This window comes from Sphingomonas sp. Sph1(2015) (assembly GCF_001970915.1).
Lineage (GTDB): Bacteria > Pseudomonadota > Alphaproteobacteria > Sphingomonadales > Sphingomonadaceae > Sphingomonas > Sphingomonas parapaucimobilis.
Genome location: NZ_MQUI01000009.1, coordinates 38,103 through 51,515, shown reverse-complemented (window position 1 = coordinate 51,515; position 13,413 = coordinate 38,103). Strand labels below are relative to the sequence as shown.

General features: G+C 63.6%; 15 protein-coding genes. 6 read left to right on the top strand and 9 right to left on the bottom strand.

What is annotated here, in order from left to right; all coding sequences use genetic code 11:
• Window positions 1–149 precede the first annotated feature (149 nt).
• Window positions 150–974 (top strand): alpha/beta fold hydrolase, encoded by an 825-nt coding sequence (locus tag BSZ14_RS05830; protein WP_076710206.1) that lies wholly within the window; start codon window positions 150–152, stop codon window positions 972–974.
• A 34-nt stretch (window positions 975–1,008) separates the two neighbouring features.
• Here the strand turns inward: BSZ14_RS05830 and BSZ14_RS05825 are convergent, their stop codons facing one another.
• Complete coding sequence (locus BSZ14_RS05825; RefSeq protein ID WP_089413591.1) at window positions 1,009–1,290, bottom strand: FtsB family cell division protein; 282 nt, start codon at window positions 1,288–1,290, stop codon at window positions 1,009–1,011.
• Window positions 1,291–1,355: 65 nt separating this feature from the next.
• Window positions 1,356–2,636: a phosphopyruvate hydratase gene (eno, locus tag BSZ14_RS05820; RefSeq protein ID WP_076710205.1), complete on the bottom strand. Its 1,281-nt coding sequence runs from the start codon at window positions 2,634–2,636 to the stop codon at window positions 1,356–1,358.
• Between the two features lie 157 nt (window positions 2,637–2,793).
• Between eno and BSZ14_RS05815 the strand changes: the two genes are divergently transcribed.
• From BSZ14_RS05815 to BSZ14_RS05795, 5 genes are all read left to right on the top strand, one after another.
• Window positions 2,794–3,327, top strand: coding sequence for a hypothetical protein (locus BSZ14_RS05815; RefSeq protein WP_089413590.1), 534 nt, complete (start codon window positions 2,794–2,796; stop codon window positions 3,325–3,327).
• Window positions 3,324–3,680 carry a phage holin family protein gene (locus BSZ14_RS05810; RefSeq protein WP_241823656.1) on the top strand — a complete coding sequence of 119 codons (357 nt, stop codon included), beginning with the start codon at window positions 3,324–3,326 and terminating at the stop codon, window positions 3,678–3,680. Before BSZ14_RS05815 ends, BSZ14_RS05810 begins: the two co-directional genes overlap by 4 nt.
• A complete protein-coding gene (locus BSZ14_RS05805) occupies window positions 3,677–3,928 on the top strand; it encodes a hypothetical protein (protein ID WP_076710204.1) in 252 nt (83 codons plus the stop codon). Before BSZ14_RS05810 ends, BSZ14_RS05805 begins: the two co-directional genes overlap by 4 nt.
• A gap of 52 nt (window positions 3,929–3,980) precedes the next feature.
• Window positions 3,981–4,454, top strand: a complete 474-nt coding sequence (locus BSZ14_RS05800; protein ID WP_241823655.1) for a hypothetical protein — start codon at window positions 3,981–3,983, stop codon at window positions 4,452–4,454.
• 148 nt (window positions 4,455–4,602) lie between these two features.
• A complete protein-coding gene (locus BSZ14_RS05795) occupies window positions 4,603–6,426 on the top strand; it encodes a DUF885 domain-containing protein (RefSeq protein WP_076710202.1) in 1,824 nt (607 codons plus the stop codon).
• A gap of 18 nt (window positions 6,427–6,444) precedes the next feature.
• On the opposite strand, the gene BSZ14_RS05790 is transcribed toward BSZ14_RS05795, so the two are convergent.
• From BSZ14_RS05790 to cyoA, 7 genes are read right to left on the bottom strand one after another with little or no spacing between them, the layout of a single operon-like run.
• The gene (locus tag BSZ14_RS05790; protein WP_076710201.1) at window positions 6,445–6,978 is read right to left on the bottom strand and encodes a response regulator transcription factor; all 534 of its coding nucleotides are present in this window, start codon (window positions 6,976–6,978) and stop codon (window positions 6,445–6,447) included.
• 2 nt (window positions 6,979–6,980) lie between these two features.
• A complete protein-coding gene (locus BSZ14_RS05785) occupies window positions 6,981–8,291 on the bottom strand; it encodes an ATP-binding protein (RefSeq protein WP_076710200.1) in 1,311 nt (436 codons plus the stop codon).
• The gene (locus BSZ14_RS05780; RefSeq protein ID WP_083748137.1) at window positions 8,288–8,998 is read right to left on the bottom strand and encodes an SURF1 family protein; all 711 of its coding nucleotides are present in this window, start codon (window positions 8,996–8,998) and stop codon (window positions 8,288–8,290) included. The genes BSZ14_RS05785 and BSZ14_RS05780 overlap by 4 nt, the downstream gene beginning before the upstream one ends.
• Window positions 8,998–9,405: a cytochrome o ubiquinol oxidase subunit IV gene (gene cyoD / locus BSZ14_RS05775; RefSeq protein WP_042488814.1), complete on the bottom strand. Its 408-nt coding sequence runs from the start codon at window positions 9,403–9,405 to the stop codon at window positions 8,998–9,000. The genes BSZ14_RS05780 and cyoD overlap by 1 nt, the downstream gene beginning before the upstream one ends.
• On the bottom strand, window positions 9,402–10,040 hold the full coding sequence (gene cyoC, locus BSZ14_RS05770) for a cytochrome o ubiquinol oxidase subunit III (protein WP_007403230.1): 639 nt from the start codon (window positions 10,038–10,040) through the stop codon (window positions 9,402–9,404). Before cyoC ends, cyoD begins: the two co-directional genes overlap by 4 nt.
• Before the next feature lie 3 nt (window positions 10,041–10,043).
• Window positions 10,044–12,038 carry a cytochrome o ubiquinol oxidase subunit I gene (gene cyoB, locus BSZ14_RS05765; RefSeq protein ID WP_076710199.1) on the bottom strand — a complete coding sequence of 665 codons (1,995 nt, stop codon included), beginning with the start codon at window positions 12,036–12,038 and terminating at the stop codon, window positions 10,044–10,046.
• An 11-nt stretch (window positions 12,039–12,049) separates the two neighbouring features.
• Window positions 12,050–13,261, bottom strand: coding sequence for a ubiquinol oxidase subunit II (gene cyoA, locus BSZ14_RS05760; RefSeq protein WP_076710198.1), 1,212 nt, complete (start codon window positions 13,259–13,261; stop codon window positions 12,050–12,052).
• Window positions 13,262–13,413 lie beyond the last annotated feature (152 nt).

Sequence of the window (13,413 nt, the reverse complement as noted above, 5' to 3'; positions counted from 1 at the left end):
CATGGCTTTATTACCCAGCCGATCGTCGCCATGGAAAACAACGAAATCGTTGGACTCCCCCGATGCTGTGCAATCGCCGGGGATACGGAACGGCCGTCCCATCGACCCGTTCACGTCCCGTCATATCGCCCCATACGAAGGAGCCGACGATGCCTTATGTAAAAACCCGCGACGGAACGGATATCTATGTCAAGGACTGGGGCGAAGGCCGTCCCGTCGTGCTGCTCCATGGCTGGCCGCTGTCGTCGGACATGTGGGACACCCAGATGATGGCGCTGGCCGAGGCAGGGTTCCGCGCCATCGCCTATGATCGGCGTGGTTTCGGACGGTCGGGCCAGCCCTGGTCGGGTTATGATTATGACACGCTGTCCGATGATCTCGCCGACGTGCTGGAGGCGACGGGCGCACAGGACGCGGCCGTCATCGGCTTCTCGATGGGCGGCGGTGAAGTCGCACGCTATATGAGCCGCCATGACGGCAAAGGCGTGATCGCGGCCGGGCTGATCGCGTCGGTCGTGCCCTATATGCTCAAGACCGACGACAATCCCCATGGCACCGACCAGTCGGTGTTCGAAGAGATCGGCCAGGGCCTGCGCGACGACCGCGCCAACTTCCTTCGCCACACCTTCTTCAAGCAATTCTTCGGCGTCGGTTTCATCAGCAGCCCGGTCAGCGACGACGTGCTCGACTGGGCGACGGGCGTGGCGATGCAGGCGGGGCTCAAGCCGACCCTCGCCTGCGCCGAGTCGTTCAGCCAGACGGACTTCCGTCCCGACCTGTCCGCCTTCCGCGTGCCGACGCTGATCGTTCACGGCACCGGCGATCAGACCGTCCCGATCGACGCGGCGGGTCGTGCGGCGGCAGCGGGGATCGCGCATTCGCAGCTTGTCGAATATGACGGCGCACCCCACGGGCTGAACGTCACGCACGGCGATCGGCTGACCAGCGACCTGCTGACCTTCCTGGGTCGGTGATACGAAAAGGGCGGCCTTTCCGGGCCGCCCTTTCTTATTTCAGGGGGACGATGACCTCGTCCGGGTGAGCGACGTTCAGTTCCTTGCGGACCATCTCGTCGACCATGTCCGGGTTGGCATGATCCGGATCGAGCAGCGCGACCCGGTTCTTCAGCACCGTCCGTCGCTTGTCGAGTGCAGCATAGTCATGCTCGCGTTTGACCAGCTGGCGCTGATATTCGCCATAAGCGAGCAGACCGTTGCGCCCTAGCACCGCATAGGCGCCGAAAAAGGCAACGATCGTCAGACCAAGGGCGGGCAGCGCGGCCCGCCGCATGGTCCGGATGAAAGGCGACGGTTTCTTGGTCACAGCGGCCATAATGTTACCGACGCCTTTCGATTTCAAGCGCGGATCAGAATATCGCGACCGGCATAGCGTGCCGAGTCACCCAGCTCTTCCTCGATGCGGATCAGCTGGTTGTACTTGGCGAGCCGGTCCGAACGCGCAAGGCTGCCCGTCTTGATCTGGCCGCAGTTGGTGGCGACCGCCAGGTCGGCGATGGTCGCGTCCTCGGTCTCGCCCGAACGGTGCGACATGACGGCGGTGTAGCGCGAACGCTGCGCCAACGACACGGCTTCCAGCGTCTCGGTCAGCGTGCCGATCTGGTTGACCTTCACCAGCAGCGAATTGGCATAGCCGCCCTCGATGCCCTTCTTCAGGCGCTTCGGGTTGGTGACGAACAGATCGTCGCCGACCAGCTGCACCTTGTCGCCGATCAGATCGGTCAGCGCCTTCCAGCCCTCCCAATCGTCCTCTGCCATGCCGTCCTCAATCGACAGGATCGGGTACTGGCGGGTGAGGTTGGCGAGATACTCGGCCATCTCATGGCTCGACAGGATCTTGCCTTCGCCCGAGATATTGTACTTGCCGTCCTTGAAGAACTCGGTGGCGGCGCAGTCGAGCGCGATCATCACGTCGTCGCCCGGCTTGTACCCGGCCTTTTCGACCGAAGCCATGATGAAGTCCAGCGCTTCGGTGGTCGAGGCGATGTTGGGCGCAAAGCCGCCCTCGTCGCCCACGCCGGTCGCCAGACCCTTGTCGTGCAGTGCCTTCTTCAGCGTGTGGAAGATTTCCGAGCCGCAGCGAACCGCCTCCATGATGTTTGCCGCGCCGACCGGCATGATCATGAATTCCTGGAAATCGATCGGGTTATCAGCGTGTTCGCCGCCATTGATGATGTTCATCATTGGCACCGGCAGCAGGTGCGCCGAGACGCCACCGACATATTTGTAGAGCGGCAGGCCGCGCGCTTCCGACGCGGCCTTGGCGGCCGCCAGGCTGACTCCCAGGATCGCGTTGGCGCCCAGACGGCCCTTGTTCTCGGTGCCGTCCAGCTCGATCATGGCGCGGTCGAGATCGGCCTGATCCTCGGCATCCATGCCCAGGATCGCATCGGTGATTTCGTCATTGACCGCTTCGACGGCGGCTTCGACGCCCTTGCCCATCCAGCGGCTCTTGTCGCCATCGCGCTTCTCGACGGCTTCATGGGCGCCGGTCGATGCGCCCGAGGGAACGGCGGCCCGGCCGAAGCTGCCGTCTTCCAGCAGAACGTCGACTTCGACGGTGGGATTGCCCCGGCTGTCCAGGATTTGACGCGCGTGGATGTCGATGATTGCGGTCACGTAACGATGCTCCTACATCAGCCTAGTGGTCTCGGCGCGGCTCTATCGTGTGACTGTGCGAAGGGCAATTGCGCTAAAAGCATGGAACCGCGCTTCCATCGCCGGGGTTAAGAGGCAAAGCGCCCGTTCGTCCGGGCCGTAACGAAAGGGTTTTCCGATGGCTGACACCGACAGCACCTTCCCCGCCGCTGATACCGCGACGCCCGGTTTCGGCGCCAACATCGCGGTGGCGCCCGAAGTGGCCGCCCCGAACGCACCGCTGGCGTCGGATACCGACGCTTCGAAGGCCAAGGCCGGTCTGGCCGACGCCAAGCATCAGGTGAAGGAGGGAGCCACCAAGTTCCAGCAGCAGGCCGTCGACAAGATTCAGGCATTGGCCGGGGATGGCAAGGCAAAGGCCGGATCGGCGCTCGATCAGGTCGCGCAGTTGCTGAACGACGCGGCCGGTCAAGTCGATGAGAAGCTGGGCAACCAATATGGCCAATATGCCCGTTCGGCTGCGGACACGGTGACCTCGCTGTCGGGTGCGATCAAGGACAAGGATGTCGAGGAACTGCTCGATGACGCCCGCGCCTTCGTGACCAAGAGCCCGGCCGTGGCGATCGGTATTGCCGCCGCGCTCGGCTTTGCGCTGGCTCGCATTGTCCAGTCGGGTGTCGAAACCCGCCAGTCGGTTGACGCCTTCGCGTGACCCGCGTCGTCGAAACCCTGCGGACGGCGGTGTCGCCCGAACCGGAGACGCTGACCTCGCTGATGTCGCAGCTCGTCGATGATGGGCGATCGTTCATCACCGCCGAGATCGATCTGGCAAAGGCGCGCGCTACCGACAAGATCGGACGATTTCGAAGTGTGGCGATCTTCTTCGGGATAGCAGCGGTGCTGGGCCTCTCAGCGCTGATCGCGTTGCTGGTCGGCCTGATCTTCGCGCTGACACCGGCAGTCGGTCCGTTTGCGGCGACGCTGATCGTCGTAGGCGTGGTCGTCATCATCGCTGGCATATTGGCGATGATGGGCAAGTCCCGTTTGTCCGGAGATGGCGCATGACCGTCGCAGAAGCGGAAATCCGCGCGGCCGAGGCACGCGAACGACTGAACGGCACCGCATCGCGCATCCAGGCCAGGCTGGAGCCCCAGGCACTGGCAGCACAGGCGCGCGAGGCGGGCATCACGGCTGCCAAATGTGGCCTCGAGTCCGCCAAAAGCAACCCTGCCGCCGTTGCGGGCGGTGTGGCTGTCATAGGCCTTCTCCTCAATCGTCGGCGGATCGCCCGCCTGTTCAAGCGCAAGCGCTGATTTGGTTCGCGGGGGGCACCCCCTCGCGACATGGCCCAGAAGGATGTTCGCAATGACCACCGAAACCCACCAGGATCAGCAGACCGCCCTCCGCGAAAAGATCGACCACACGCGCGAAACCGCGTCGCAGGCCTATCACGACGCGAAGGACAAGGCCGCGGCCGCGCTCCACACGTCCAAGGACAAAGCGGGCGAGCTGGCGCACAAGACCGCCCGTACGATCGAGTCCAACCCGCTCGGCATTCTCGTCGGCGGACTGGTCGTCGGCGTCATCGCAGGGGCGCTGATCCCCCGGTCGGCGCGCGAAAAGGAACTGCTTACCCCGCTCGGCAAGAGGCTGGGCGAGACGGTTCGCCAGGCGACGCAGGCGGCTCGCGAGACGGGCCTGCGCGAACTGGAAGACGCCGGCCTGACCAAGGACGCTGCCAAGGACCGCGCCAAGTCGCTGTTCGACGACGTCGTAAAGGCCGCCAGCAATGCCGGTTCGGCCGCCGCCAAGGCGGCGACGAGCAAGACCTCGGTCTAAGCTCGCGCCTTCAGGCTGGGCAGATGGCGCCCCGCGATCCCATGGCGATCGCGGGGCGCTTCTTTTTCGGGCTGATGCGCCAGCGGCTTGCGGGTGCGAACGGGGCTTTCTACCAAGATCGTCTCATCGCTCTCACCGGGATATCCGCTTGCGCTCTTCCTCCCTCGCCATCGTCCTAGCCGCCCTCTCGCTGAGCGCGCCCACCACCGTCTCTGCCCAGGCCACCCCCATCGCGGCGCCCCAACCCGGGGAGGGCAAGGAGGACGCCCGGCTCAAGCAGCTTTTCCATGACAGCGACGAAGCGAGCCTCGCGCGCAATCCGATCAGCGGCATCTTCCGCGGCGACATGCGCCGGGCCGACCGGATCGGCGATTTCTTTTCCGATGCCTATATCGCGGCGGAGCGGGCGGCGACCGAAAAGGATCTCAAGGCCCTGGGCCAGATCAACCGGGCCAGGCTAACCCCGACCAATCAGGTCGCCTATGACGTCTTCAAACAGCAGGGCGAGACGACCCTGAAAGGCTTCGATCCCGCCATCGTCGCACTGACGATCGTCCGGCCGATGGACCACTTCTACGGCATCCAGACCTTTTACCCCGAATTCGCCTCAGGCCAGGGTGCCGCACCGTTCAACACGGTAACCGACTATGAAAACAACCTGAAGCGCAACGTGGAATATGCCCGTCTGCTGGACGAAGCGATCACCCGCTTCCGCCAGGGCATGACGAGGGGCATCGTCCAGCCCAAGCTGGTCGTGCGCAACATGATCGCCCAGTTCGACAATCTGTTGAACGTGCCGGTCGAGAAGTCGACCTTCTACGGCCCCGTCCTGAATTTCCCCGCCACCGTCCCGGCGGCCGAGCAGGCACGGTTGAAGGCGGCCTATGCCGCGCAGATTCGCGACGTCATCGTGCCCGCCGAACAGCGGATGCGGACATTCCTGGCCGAGACCTATCTGCCGGTGGCGCGCGACACGGTCGGGCTTTCGGGGATGCCGGGCGGCGACACGCTCTATGCCTATCTGATCGAACAGAACACCACCCTGCCCCTCAAGGCCGAGGACGTGCACCAGCTTGGCCTGTCAGAGGTCGCGCGCATCCTGAAGGCGATGGAGGTGCAAAAGCAGGCGGTCGGCTTCAAGGGCAGCCTGCCCGAATTCTTCACCTTCCTGCGCACCGATCCGCAATTCGCGCCCAAGAGCGCTAGCCAATTGCGCGAGGGCTATGAGGCGATCGGCCGCCGTGTCGATGCGCGCATCCGCGAGCAATTCTCGCTGATTCCCAAAACGCCGCTCGAAATCCGTCCAGTTCCGGCCTTCAAGGAAAAGACCGATGCCGGTGGCTCTTACCAGGGCGGCACGCCGGATGGGACACGGCCCGGCGTCTTCTACTACAACACCTATGACCTCCCCTCCCGTTACATGTGGGAGATGGAAACGCTCTATCTGCACGAAGCTGTGCCGGGGCATCACTTCCAGATCAGCCTGGCACAGGAAAATGCGGCGCTACCCGCCTTCATGCGTTTCGGCGGCAATACCGCCTATGCCGAGGGCTGGGCGCTCTATGCCGAGACGCTATGGCCCGAACTGGGCATGGAAACCGACCCCTATCAGCGAATGGGTGGCCTGAACGACGAGATGTTGCGCGCCATGCGACTGGTCGTCGACACCGGCATCCATGCCAAGGGTTGGACCCGCGACCAGGCGATCGACTATATGCTCGCCAACTCGCCCATGGCGCGCACCGACGCGACCGCCGAGGTCGAACGCTATATCGCCATTCCGGGCCAGGCGCTGGCCTATAAGATCGGCCAGCTGACGATCAGCCGGTTGAAGGCGCAGGCCAAGGCCGAGCTGGGTTCGAAATTCGATCCCCGCCGCTTCCATGCCGAGGTGCTCGACACCGGCGCGCTGCCGATGCCGGTGCTGGAAAAGAAGATCGCGGACTGGATCGCGGCCGAAAAGCGCCGTTGACCGGGGGCAAGCGCCACGTCAGGGGACGTGGCGCTTTTCCAGTTTCCTCGCAAGGGTGCGACGGTGCATCCCCAGCCGCCTGGCGGTTTCCGATATATTGAAATTCGTCTCTGCCAGGGTTTCGTTGATCCGCTCCCACTCCAGCGTCTTGATCGAACTGGGCCGGTCGGTAATCGCGGTCGTGGCATCGCCGCCCGCCTTGTGAAACGCCGCCTCGATGTCGTCGGTGTTGGACGGTTTGGCCAGATAGTGGCACGCACCGAGCTTGATGGCCTCGACCGCCGTCGCGATACTTGCAAAACCGGTCAGCACGACGATCAGCATTTCCGGATCATGCGCGTGCAGCGTCTGCACACAAGCCAGGCCCGATGCCTGCCCCAGTTTCAGGTCGACGACGGCGTAGCGCGGCGTGGTTTCGGCCAGCACCTCACGCAGCGCATCGGGGTTGGCGGCCACCCACACCCGATAGCCACGCCGCTCGAACGAACGCTGCAGGGTACGTGCGAAGGTATCGTCATCCTCGACGATCACCAATGAACGGTCTTCGTCCATCTCTACTCCCGATCCGATACGCCGATCATGCTTAAAGGTAGGGTGAGCGTAACGGCAGCGCCACCCTCGACGCGGTTCGCCGCCTCGACCCGACCGCCCAGTTTGCGGACGACGCTGGCTACGAGGAACAGGCCGACGCCGTGCCCCTCGCCCTTGGTCGATTGTTGCGGACGACCGACCTGCGACAATGTTGTCGCGGTAAAGCCCGGCCCGTGATCGGTGACGCGCACCGCCACCGCCCCGCCCTCGCGCGCGACGGTCAGGCCGACCCAATGCGGCGAAGCTTCGGCTGCATTGTCGAGAACGTTCCAGACGGCCTGTTTTATGGCGGGATCGGAAACGATCGCGGCATCATCATCGGTCCGCTGATAATCGAGCGCAACCTGGGCATGGCTCTGTCGCCATTCGTCAACGATGGCGTCGATGAAGCGACCGACCTCCGACAGTTCGGCCGCCTCGCCCCGCGGCTCACCCGCCGATTGCAGGATGCGGGTTACGATCGCCTTGCAGCGCTGCACCTCGGCCTGCATCTCGGCAATCTCGCCCATCAGTTCGGCATCGTCGCGCAACTTGGGCACCCGCCGCCAGTCGCTCAGGATCACCGACAGGCTGGCCAGCGGCGTACCCAACTCGTGCGCCGCGCCCGAGGCGAGCAGCCCCATGCGGACGATATGCTCCTCCTCCGACGCTTGCTGGCGAAGGTCCGCCAATCGCGCAGCGCTCAGGCGCATGTTATGGCTGATCCGGGTGACGAACAGGATCAGCAGCCCCGTGACCAGCGCAAAGCCCAGCCAGTTACCCAGCGTATGCAGCCCGGCAATGTCACCGAACAGCCATGGCGGAAAGGCGAGCGGTCGGTGATGGAGTGACAGCAACCCGAAGCAGAGGCCGGTGATCCCCGCCAGCGCCCAGGCCGACCACGTCTCCAACAGCACAGCGCCCAGCACGACCTGGATCAGATAAAGCGAAATGAACGGATTGGTCGCACCCCCCGCCAGAAAAAGCTGAAGCGTCAGCGTGCCGACGTCGAACATCAATGCGAAGAGCAGCTCTGTATTCGTGATGCGGTGGAAGCGCAGCCGGAAATGGCTCAGCAGGTTGATCGCGGCCGCCATCACCAGCACGCCCATCATTGCCGGGATAGGCAGCTGGACCCCCATGACGCGGTTGACGAACAAGATCGTCACCAGCTGCCCCGCCACCGCCATCCAGCGCAGGTGGATAAGCTGACGCATATTGGCGGTGCCGGCGGCCGCATCGGGTTCACGCGGGCGCATGGTGAAGGGCAGGAAGGGCGGATCGCCCGCGGTCATTCCCGGCCCCGCCGCCAGAGAATGACGATGCCCACCGCCGTCAGGATCGCCAGCGCAAACCACGTCAGGGCATAGGAAAGATGGCTGTTGCGGAATGCCACGACGGTCAGCCCGCCGACCGGATAGCCGCCGGGATTGGGTGTCCTGTCCGCGTCGATGAAATACGGGCTGACCGGGCCAAGCCGCCTGGCCTTGACAATGGCGGCGACATCGCGCGAGTACCAGCGATCGGCGACCGGATCGTTCGTCCGAAGGAAGGCCCCACCCGGCTCGGTAACGCGGATCAGCCCGGTGATGCGAATGGGGCCGTCAGGGCGGCTATGATCAGCCCGCTTTTCGGCGGGAACGAAGCCGCGATTGACGAGCACGGTAAAGCGGGGGCCGACCAGCGGCGTCAATACCCAGAAACCCGGCCCTCGTTCGGTTACGGCCTGGACATAGGTTTCGCGGTCATTGCGAAAACGCCCCTCGGCCGTCACGCGGGTATAGGCATCGGAAGCGCCGGCCGTGGGGGGAGCCGCGACGGGAGGGGCATGGAGCCTCGCCTCCACCGTCGCGATCAGGTTCAGCTTCCAAACCCGGCGCTGCAACTGCCACAGGCCGAGCGAAAGAAAGGCCGCGATCAGCGCCACGCCGATCGCGGTCAGGATCGCCAGCGTCAGTGGCGAACGGCCGGGCCGCCCGCCGCTCACGCCAGCCTCAGCCATTACATGCCGCCGCCCATCTGGGCGGCCATGTCCGGCATCATGTTGGTGTTCATGTGATACATGACCCAGATCGATCCGCTCAGCGTGATGACGACCAGCACGGCGGTAAACACCAGCGCCATCATCGTCCAGCCACCCTCCGACTTGGTGTTCATGTGGAGGAAGTAGATCATGTGGACCACGATCTGGACGAAGGCCAGGCCCATGATGACCAGCGCGGTCGTCTGGGTATCGCCCAGCGCGCCGGTCATGACCGCCCAGAACGGGATGGCCGTCAGGATCACCGACAGCACGAAGCCGATCATGTAGCCCTTGAGCGAACCATGGCCATGGGTGTCGCCATGCGAATGGAGATCATGGTCCAGATTGGCGTGATCGCCATGACCATGGGGAGGATGAGCGCTCAACGGAGAACTCCCAGCAGATAGACAAAGGTGAAGACGCCGATCCAGACGACATCCAGGAAATGCCAGAACATCGACAGGCACATCAGGCGGCGCTTGTTCGCCTCGATCAGGCCGAAGCGGCCGACCTGCACCATCAGCGTGACCAGCCAGATCGAACCGAAGGTGACGTGCAGGCCGTGCGTGCCGACCAGCGTGAAGAAGGACGACAGGAAGGCCGAACGCTGCGGACCCGCGCCCTCATGGATGAGGTTGGCGAATTCGTAGAGCTCGATCGACAGGAAGGCGAGACCGAACAGGCCGGTGATGCCCAGCCAGATCAGCGTGTTCGACTTCTGGTTCTTCTCCATCGCGATCATGGCGAAGCCATAGGTGATCGACGACAGCAGCAGCATCGAGGTGTTGAGCGCGACCAGCGGAAGCTCGAAGATCTCACGCGGGGTCGGCCCACCGGCATAGCTGGTGCCCAGCACACCGTAAGTGGCGAACAGGATGGCGAAGATGAGGCAGTCGCTCATCAGGTACATCCAGAAACCGATGGCGGTCGAGCCACCGGATTCGTGGTGATGATCCTCGTCCTCGACCAGATAATAGGTCGGGTTCTTGGCCGGATCGGCGCTCAGAACGTCGGTCGACATGGATCAGGCTCCCTGCCCGAGCAGACGGCGCCGCTCGCTTTCCGTAGCTACGACTTCTTCCACGGGGATGTAGAAATCGCGGTCATAGTTGAACGTGTGCCAGATGGCGACGACGACGACACCCACCAGCGCGATCGCGGCAAGCCACCACATGTACCAGATCATGCCGAAGCCGAAGGCGGTCGACAGGCCGGCGATGATGACGCCGGTGCCCGTGTTCTTGGGCATGTGGATCGGACGATAGCCCTCGGTCGGTGCCTGCGCCTTCTTGTCCTTCATGTCATACCAGGCATCCAGCTCGTGGATGACGGGCGTGAACGCGAAGTTGTAGTCCGGCGGCGGCGACGAGGTCGCCCATTCCAGCGTACGGCCGTCCCAGGGATCGCCGGTCACATCGCGCAGCTCTTCCTTCTTCCAGATCGACACGCCGATCTGAACCAGGAAGGCCCCGATGCCGCCCGCGATCATCAGCGCACCCAGCAGGGCGACGATGAAGTAGATCTGCAGCGACGGATCGTCGAAGTGATGGAGGCGACGCGTCACGCCCATCAGGCCCATGATGTAGAGCGGCGTGAAGGCGACCCAGAAGCCGATGACCCACAGCCAGAACGAAACCTTGCCCCAGAACTGGTTGAGCTTGAACCCGAAGGCCTTGGGCCACCAGTAATTGATCGCGGCGAAGGCACCGAACAGCACGCCGCCGATGATGACGTTGTGGAAGTGCGCAATCAGGAACAGCGAGTTGTGCAGCACGAAGTCGGCGGGCGGAACGGCCAGCAGGACGCCGGTCATGCCGCCGATCGAGAAGGTCAGCATGAACGCGATGGTCCACATCATCGGCAGCTCGAACCGGATGCGTCCCTTGTACATGGTGAACAGCCAGTTGAAGATCTTCGCCCCCGTCGGGATCGAGATCACCATGGTGGTGATGCCGAAGAACGAGTTGACACTGGCGCCCGAACCCATGGTGAAGAAGTGGTGGAGCCAGACAAGGTACGACAGGATCGTGATGACGATCGTGGCGTAGACCATCGAGGTATAGCCGAACAGACGCTTGCCCGAGAAGGTCGAGGTGACTTCCGAGAACACGCCGAACAGCGGCAGGATCAGGATGTACACCTCCGGGTGACCCCAGATCCAGATCAGGTTCACGTACATCATCGGGTTGCCGCCGAGATTGTTCGTGAAGAAGTTGGTGCCGACATAACGGTCGAGCGACAGCAGGACGAGCGTAGCGGTCAGCACGGGGAAGCTGGCGACGATCAGGACGTTCGCGCACAGCGAGGTCCAGCAGAACACCGGCAGCTTCATCATGGTCATGCCCGGCGCGCGCATCTTGATGATGGTCGCGATCAGGTTGATGCCCGACAGGGTCGTGCCGACACCGGCCACCTGCAAGGCCCAGATATAATAGTCGACGCCAACGTCAGGACTGAAGTCCAGCTCCGACAAGGGCGGGAAGGCCAGCCAGCCCGTGCGCGCGAACTCGCCGATGAACAGCGAGGCCATGACCAGCACGACGCCGCCCGCCGTCATCCAGAAGCTCAAGTTATTGAGATACGGGAAGGACACGTCGCGCGCACCGATCTGGAGCGGCACCACATAGTTCATCAGGCCGGTGATGATCGGCATCGCCACGAAGAAGATCATGATGACGCCGTGGGCGGTGAACACCTGGTCGTAGTGATGCGAGTTCAGGAAGCCCTGGTTGTCGCCGAACGCGATCGCCTGCTGCCCGCGCATCATCAGCGCATCGGCAAAGCCGCGCAGCAGCATCACGATGCCCAGGATCATGTACATGATCCCGATGCGCTTGTGATCGACCGTGGTGAACCACTCCTTCCAGAGATAGCCCCACAGCTTGAACTTTGTGATCAGCGCCAGCACCGCGATGCCGCCGACCGCGACACCCAGGAAGGTGCCGACGACGATCGGCTCGTGGATCGGCAGCGATTCGATCGATAGCCGTCCGAAGATGGTCTTTATGATGTTTTCCATGATGGCGTGCCTCAGCCGCGACCCGCACCGGCATGACCAGAGGTCTGCGGGCCGGGGGTCTGCGGGATGGAAAGGAAGGACATGCGGCGGTTCTTCATCTCACCGGCATCCTGCGCACCGTTCGACGGAGTCGGCTCCAGGCTCTGGTGCGGCGAGACTTCGATTTCCTCGGGCGACTTTTCCAGCGCACCCTTGGTCCGATCCCCGTGCATCGGGCCGGTGTTGTTGACGGGCGGATTGCCCTCGCCGACCTTCATCTTGTGCGGATCGCCGCCACCGGTCATGCGGTCATGCATCATCACATCCGACATGCACGGGGTATTGTCCGCAACACAGCGGTTGACGACGCGGTCGAACAGGCCGCGCTGAACCCCGCTGTAGTACATCGCAGGGACATACTCGCTCGGCTTCTCGACGGTGAGGAAGGCCGCGCGGGTCAGCTCGCCTTTGCCCTTGCCCTGCCCGGCCTGCGACGTGCGGACCTTCTCGACCCACTGGTCGAAGCCGTTCGACTGCAGCGCATAGACCGGGAAGTTCATGCCCGAGAAGCCCGCGCCGCTATAGTGCGACGAAAGGCCCTTGAACGTGCCCTCGCGGTTCAGGACCGCGTGCAGCTTCGTCTCCATGCCGGGCATGGTGTAGATCATGCCGGCCATGGCGGGCACGTAAAAGGCGTTCATCACCGACGTGCCGGTCAGACGGAACTCGACGGGCCGGTCGACCGGCAGCGCCAGTTCGTTGACCGTGGCGATGCCCTGTTCGGGATAGATGAACAGCCATTTCCAGTCGAGCGCAACGACCTGGACCTCGAGCGGCTTGACCCCGGCCGCAACAGGCTGACCCGGTGCAGTCCGCTCGATCGGGCGATACGGGTCGAGAAGATGGGTGCTCGTCCAGGTCACTGCACCCAGGCAGATGATGATGAGCAGCGGCGCCGACCAGATCACCAGTTCGAGCATCGTCGAATGGTCGAACTCGGGATCATATTCGGCTTCGGTATTGCTCTTGCGATAGCGCCACGCGAACAGCACCGTCAGCGCCATCACCGGAATGATGATGAGCAGCATCAGGGCCGTCGCGATCAGCACCAGATCGCGTTGCTGCACGGCGACGTCACCGGCAGGGTTGAGCACGACCGCGTCGCATCCCCCCAGCATGGCCAGGAGGGGCAAGGCGGCCCAGCGAAGAGGGCGCAGGCGCGCAAGGCTCGACGAATGAGACATATGGGAAGCGCCGCTACGCCTTTGCTGCACCTGCGCACATTGGACAGTTTGTCCAATCCCCCCCGGCCACCGAAAGAGGCATAGGCGCAGCAGAATGGCGGTCGTGCGCGGTCTTTTTGCACCGCAACCGGCCCGCCTCCGTAACTTGGAAG

Coding starts and splice junctions, on each gene's coding strand:
- BSZ14_RS05800 (WP_241823655.1), top strand. CDS start 3,981: ATGACCACCGAAACCCACCAGGATCAGCAGACCGCCCTCCGCGAAAAG.
- BSZ14_RS05785 (WP_076710200.1), bottom strand. CDS start 8,291: ATGACCGCGGGCGATCCGCCCTTCCTGCCCTTCACCATGCGCCCGCGT.
- cyoC (WP_007403230.1), bottom strand. CDS start 10,040: ATGTCGACCGACGTTCTGAGCGCCGATCCGGCCAAGAACCCGACCTAT.
- cyoB (WP_076710199.1), bottom strand. CDS start 12,038: ATGGAAAACATCATAAAGACCATCTTCGGACGGCTATCGATCGAATCG.
- BSZ14_RS05830 (WP_076710206.1), top strand. CDS start 150: ATGCCTTATGTAAAAACCCGCGACGGAACGGATATCTATGTCAAGGAC.
- BSZ14_RS05825 (WP_089413591.1), bottom strand. CDS start 1,290: ATGCGGCGGGCCGCGCTGCCCGCCCTTGGTCTGACGATCGTTGCCTTT.
- BSZ14_RS05815 (WP_089413590.1), top strand. CDS start 2,794: ATGGCTGACACCGACAGCACCTTCCCCGCCGCTGATACCGCGACGCCC.
- BSZ14_RS05805 (WP_076710204.1), top strand. CDS start 3,677: ATGACCGTCGCAGAAGCGGAAATCCGCGCGGCCGAGGCACGCGAACGA.
- BSZ14_RS05790 (WP_076710201.1), bottom strand. CDS start 6,978: ATGGACGAAGACCGTTCATTGGTGATCGTCGAGGATGACGATACCTTC.
- cyoA (WP_076710198.1), bottom strand. CDS start 13,261: ATGTCTCATTCGTCGAGCCTTGCGCGCCTGCGCCCTCTTCGCTGGGCC.
- BSZ14_RS05780 (WP_083748137.1), bottom strand. CDS start 8,998: ATGGCTGAGGCTGGCGTGAGCGGCGGGCGGCCCGGCCGTTCGCCACTG.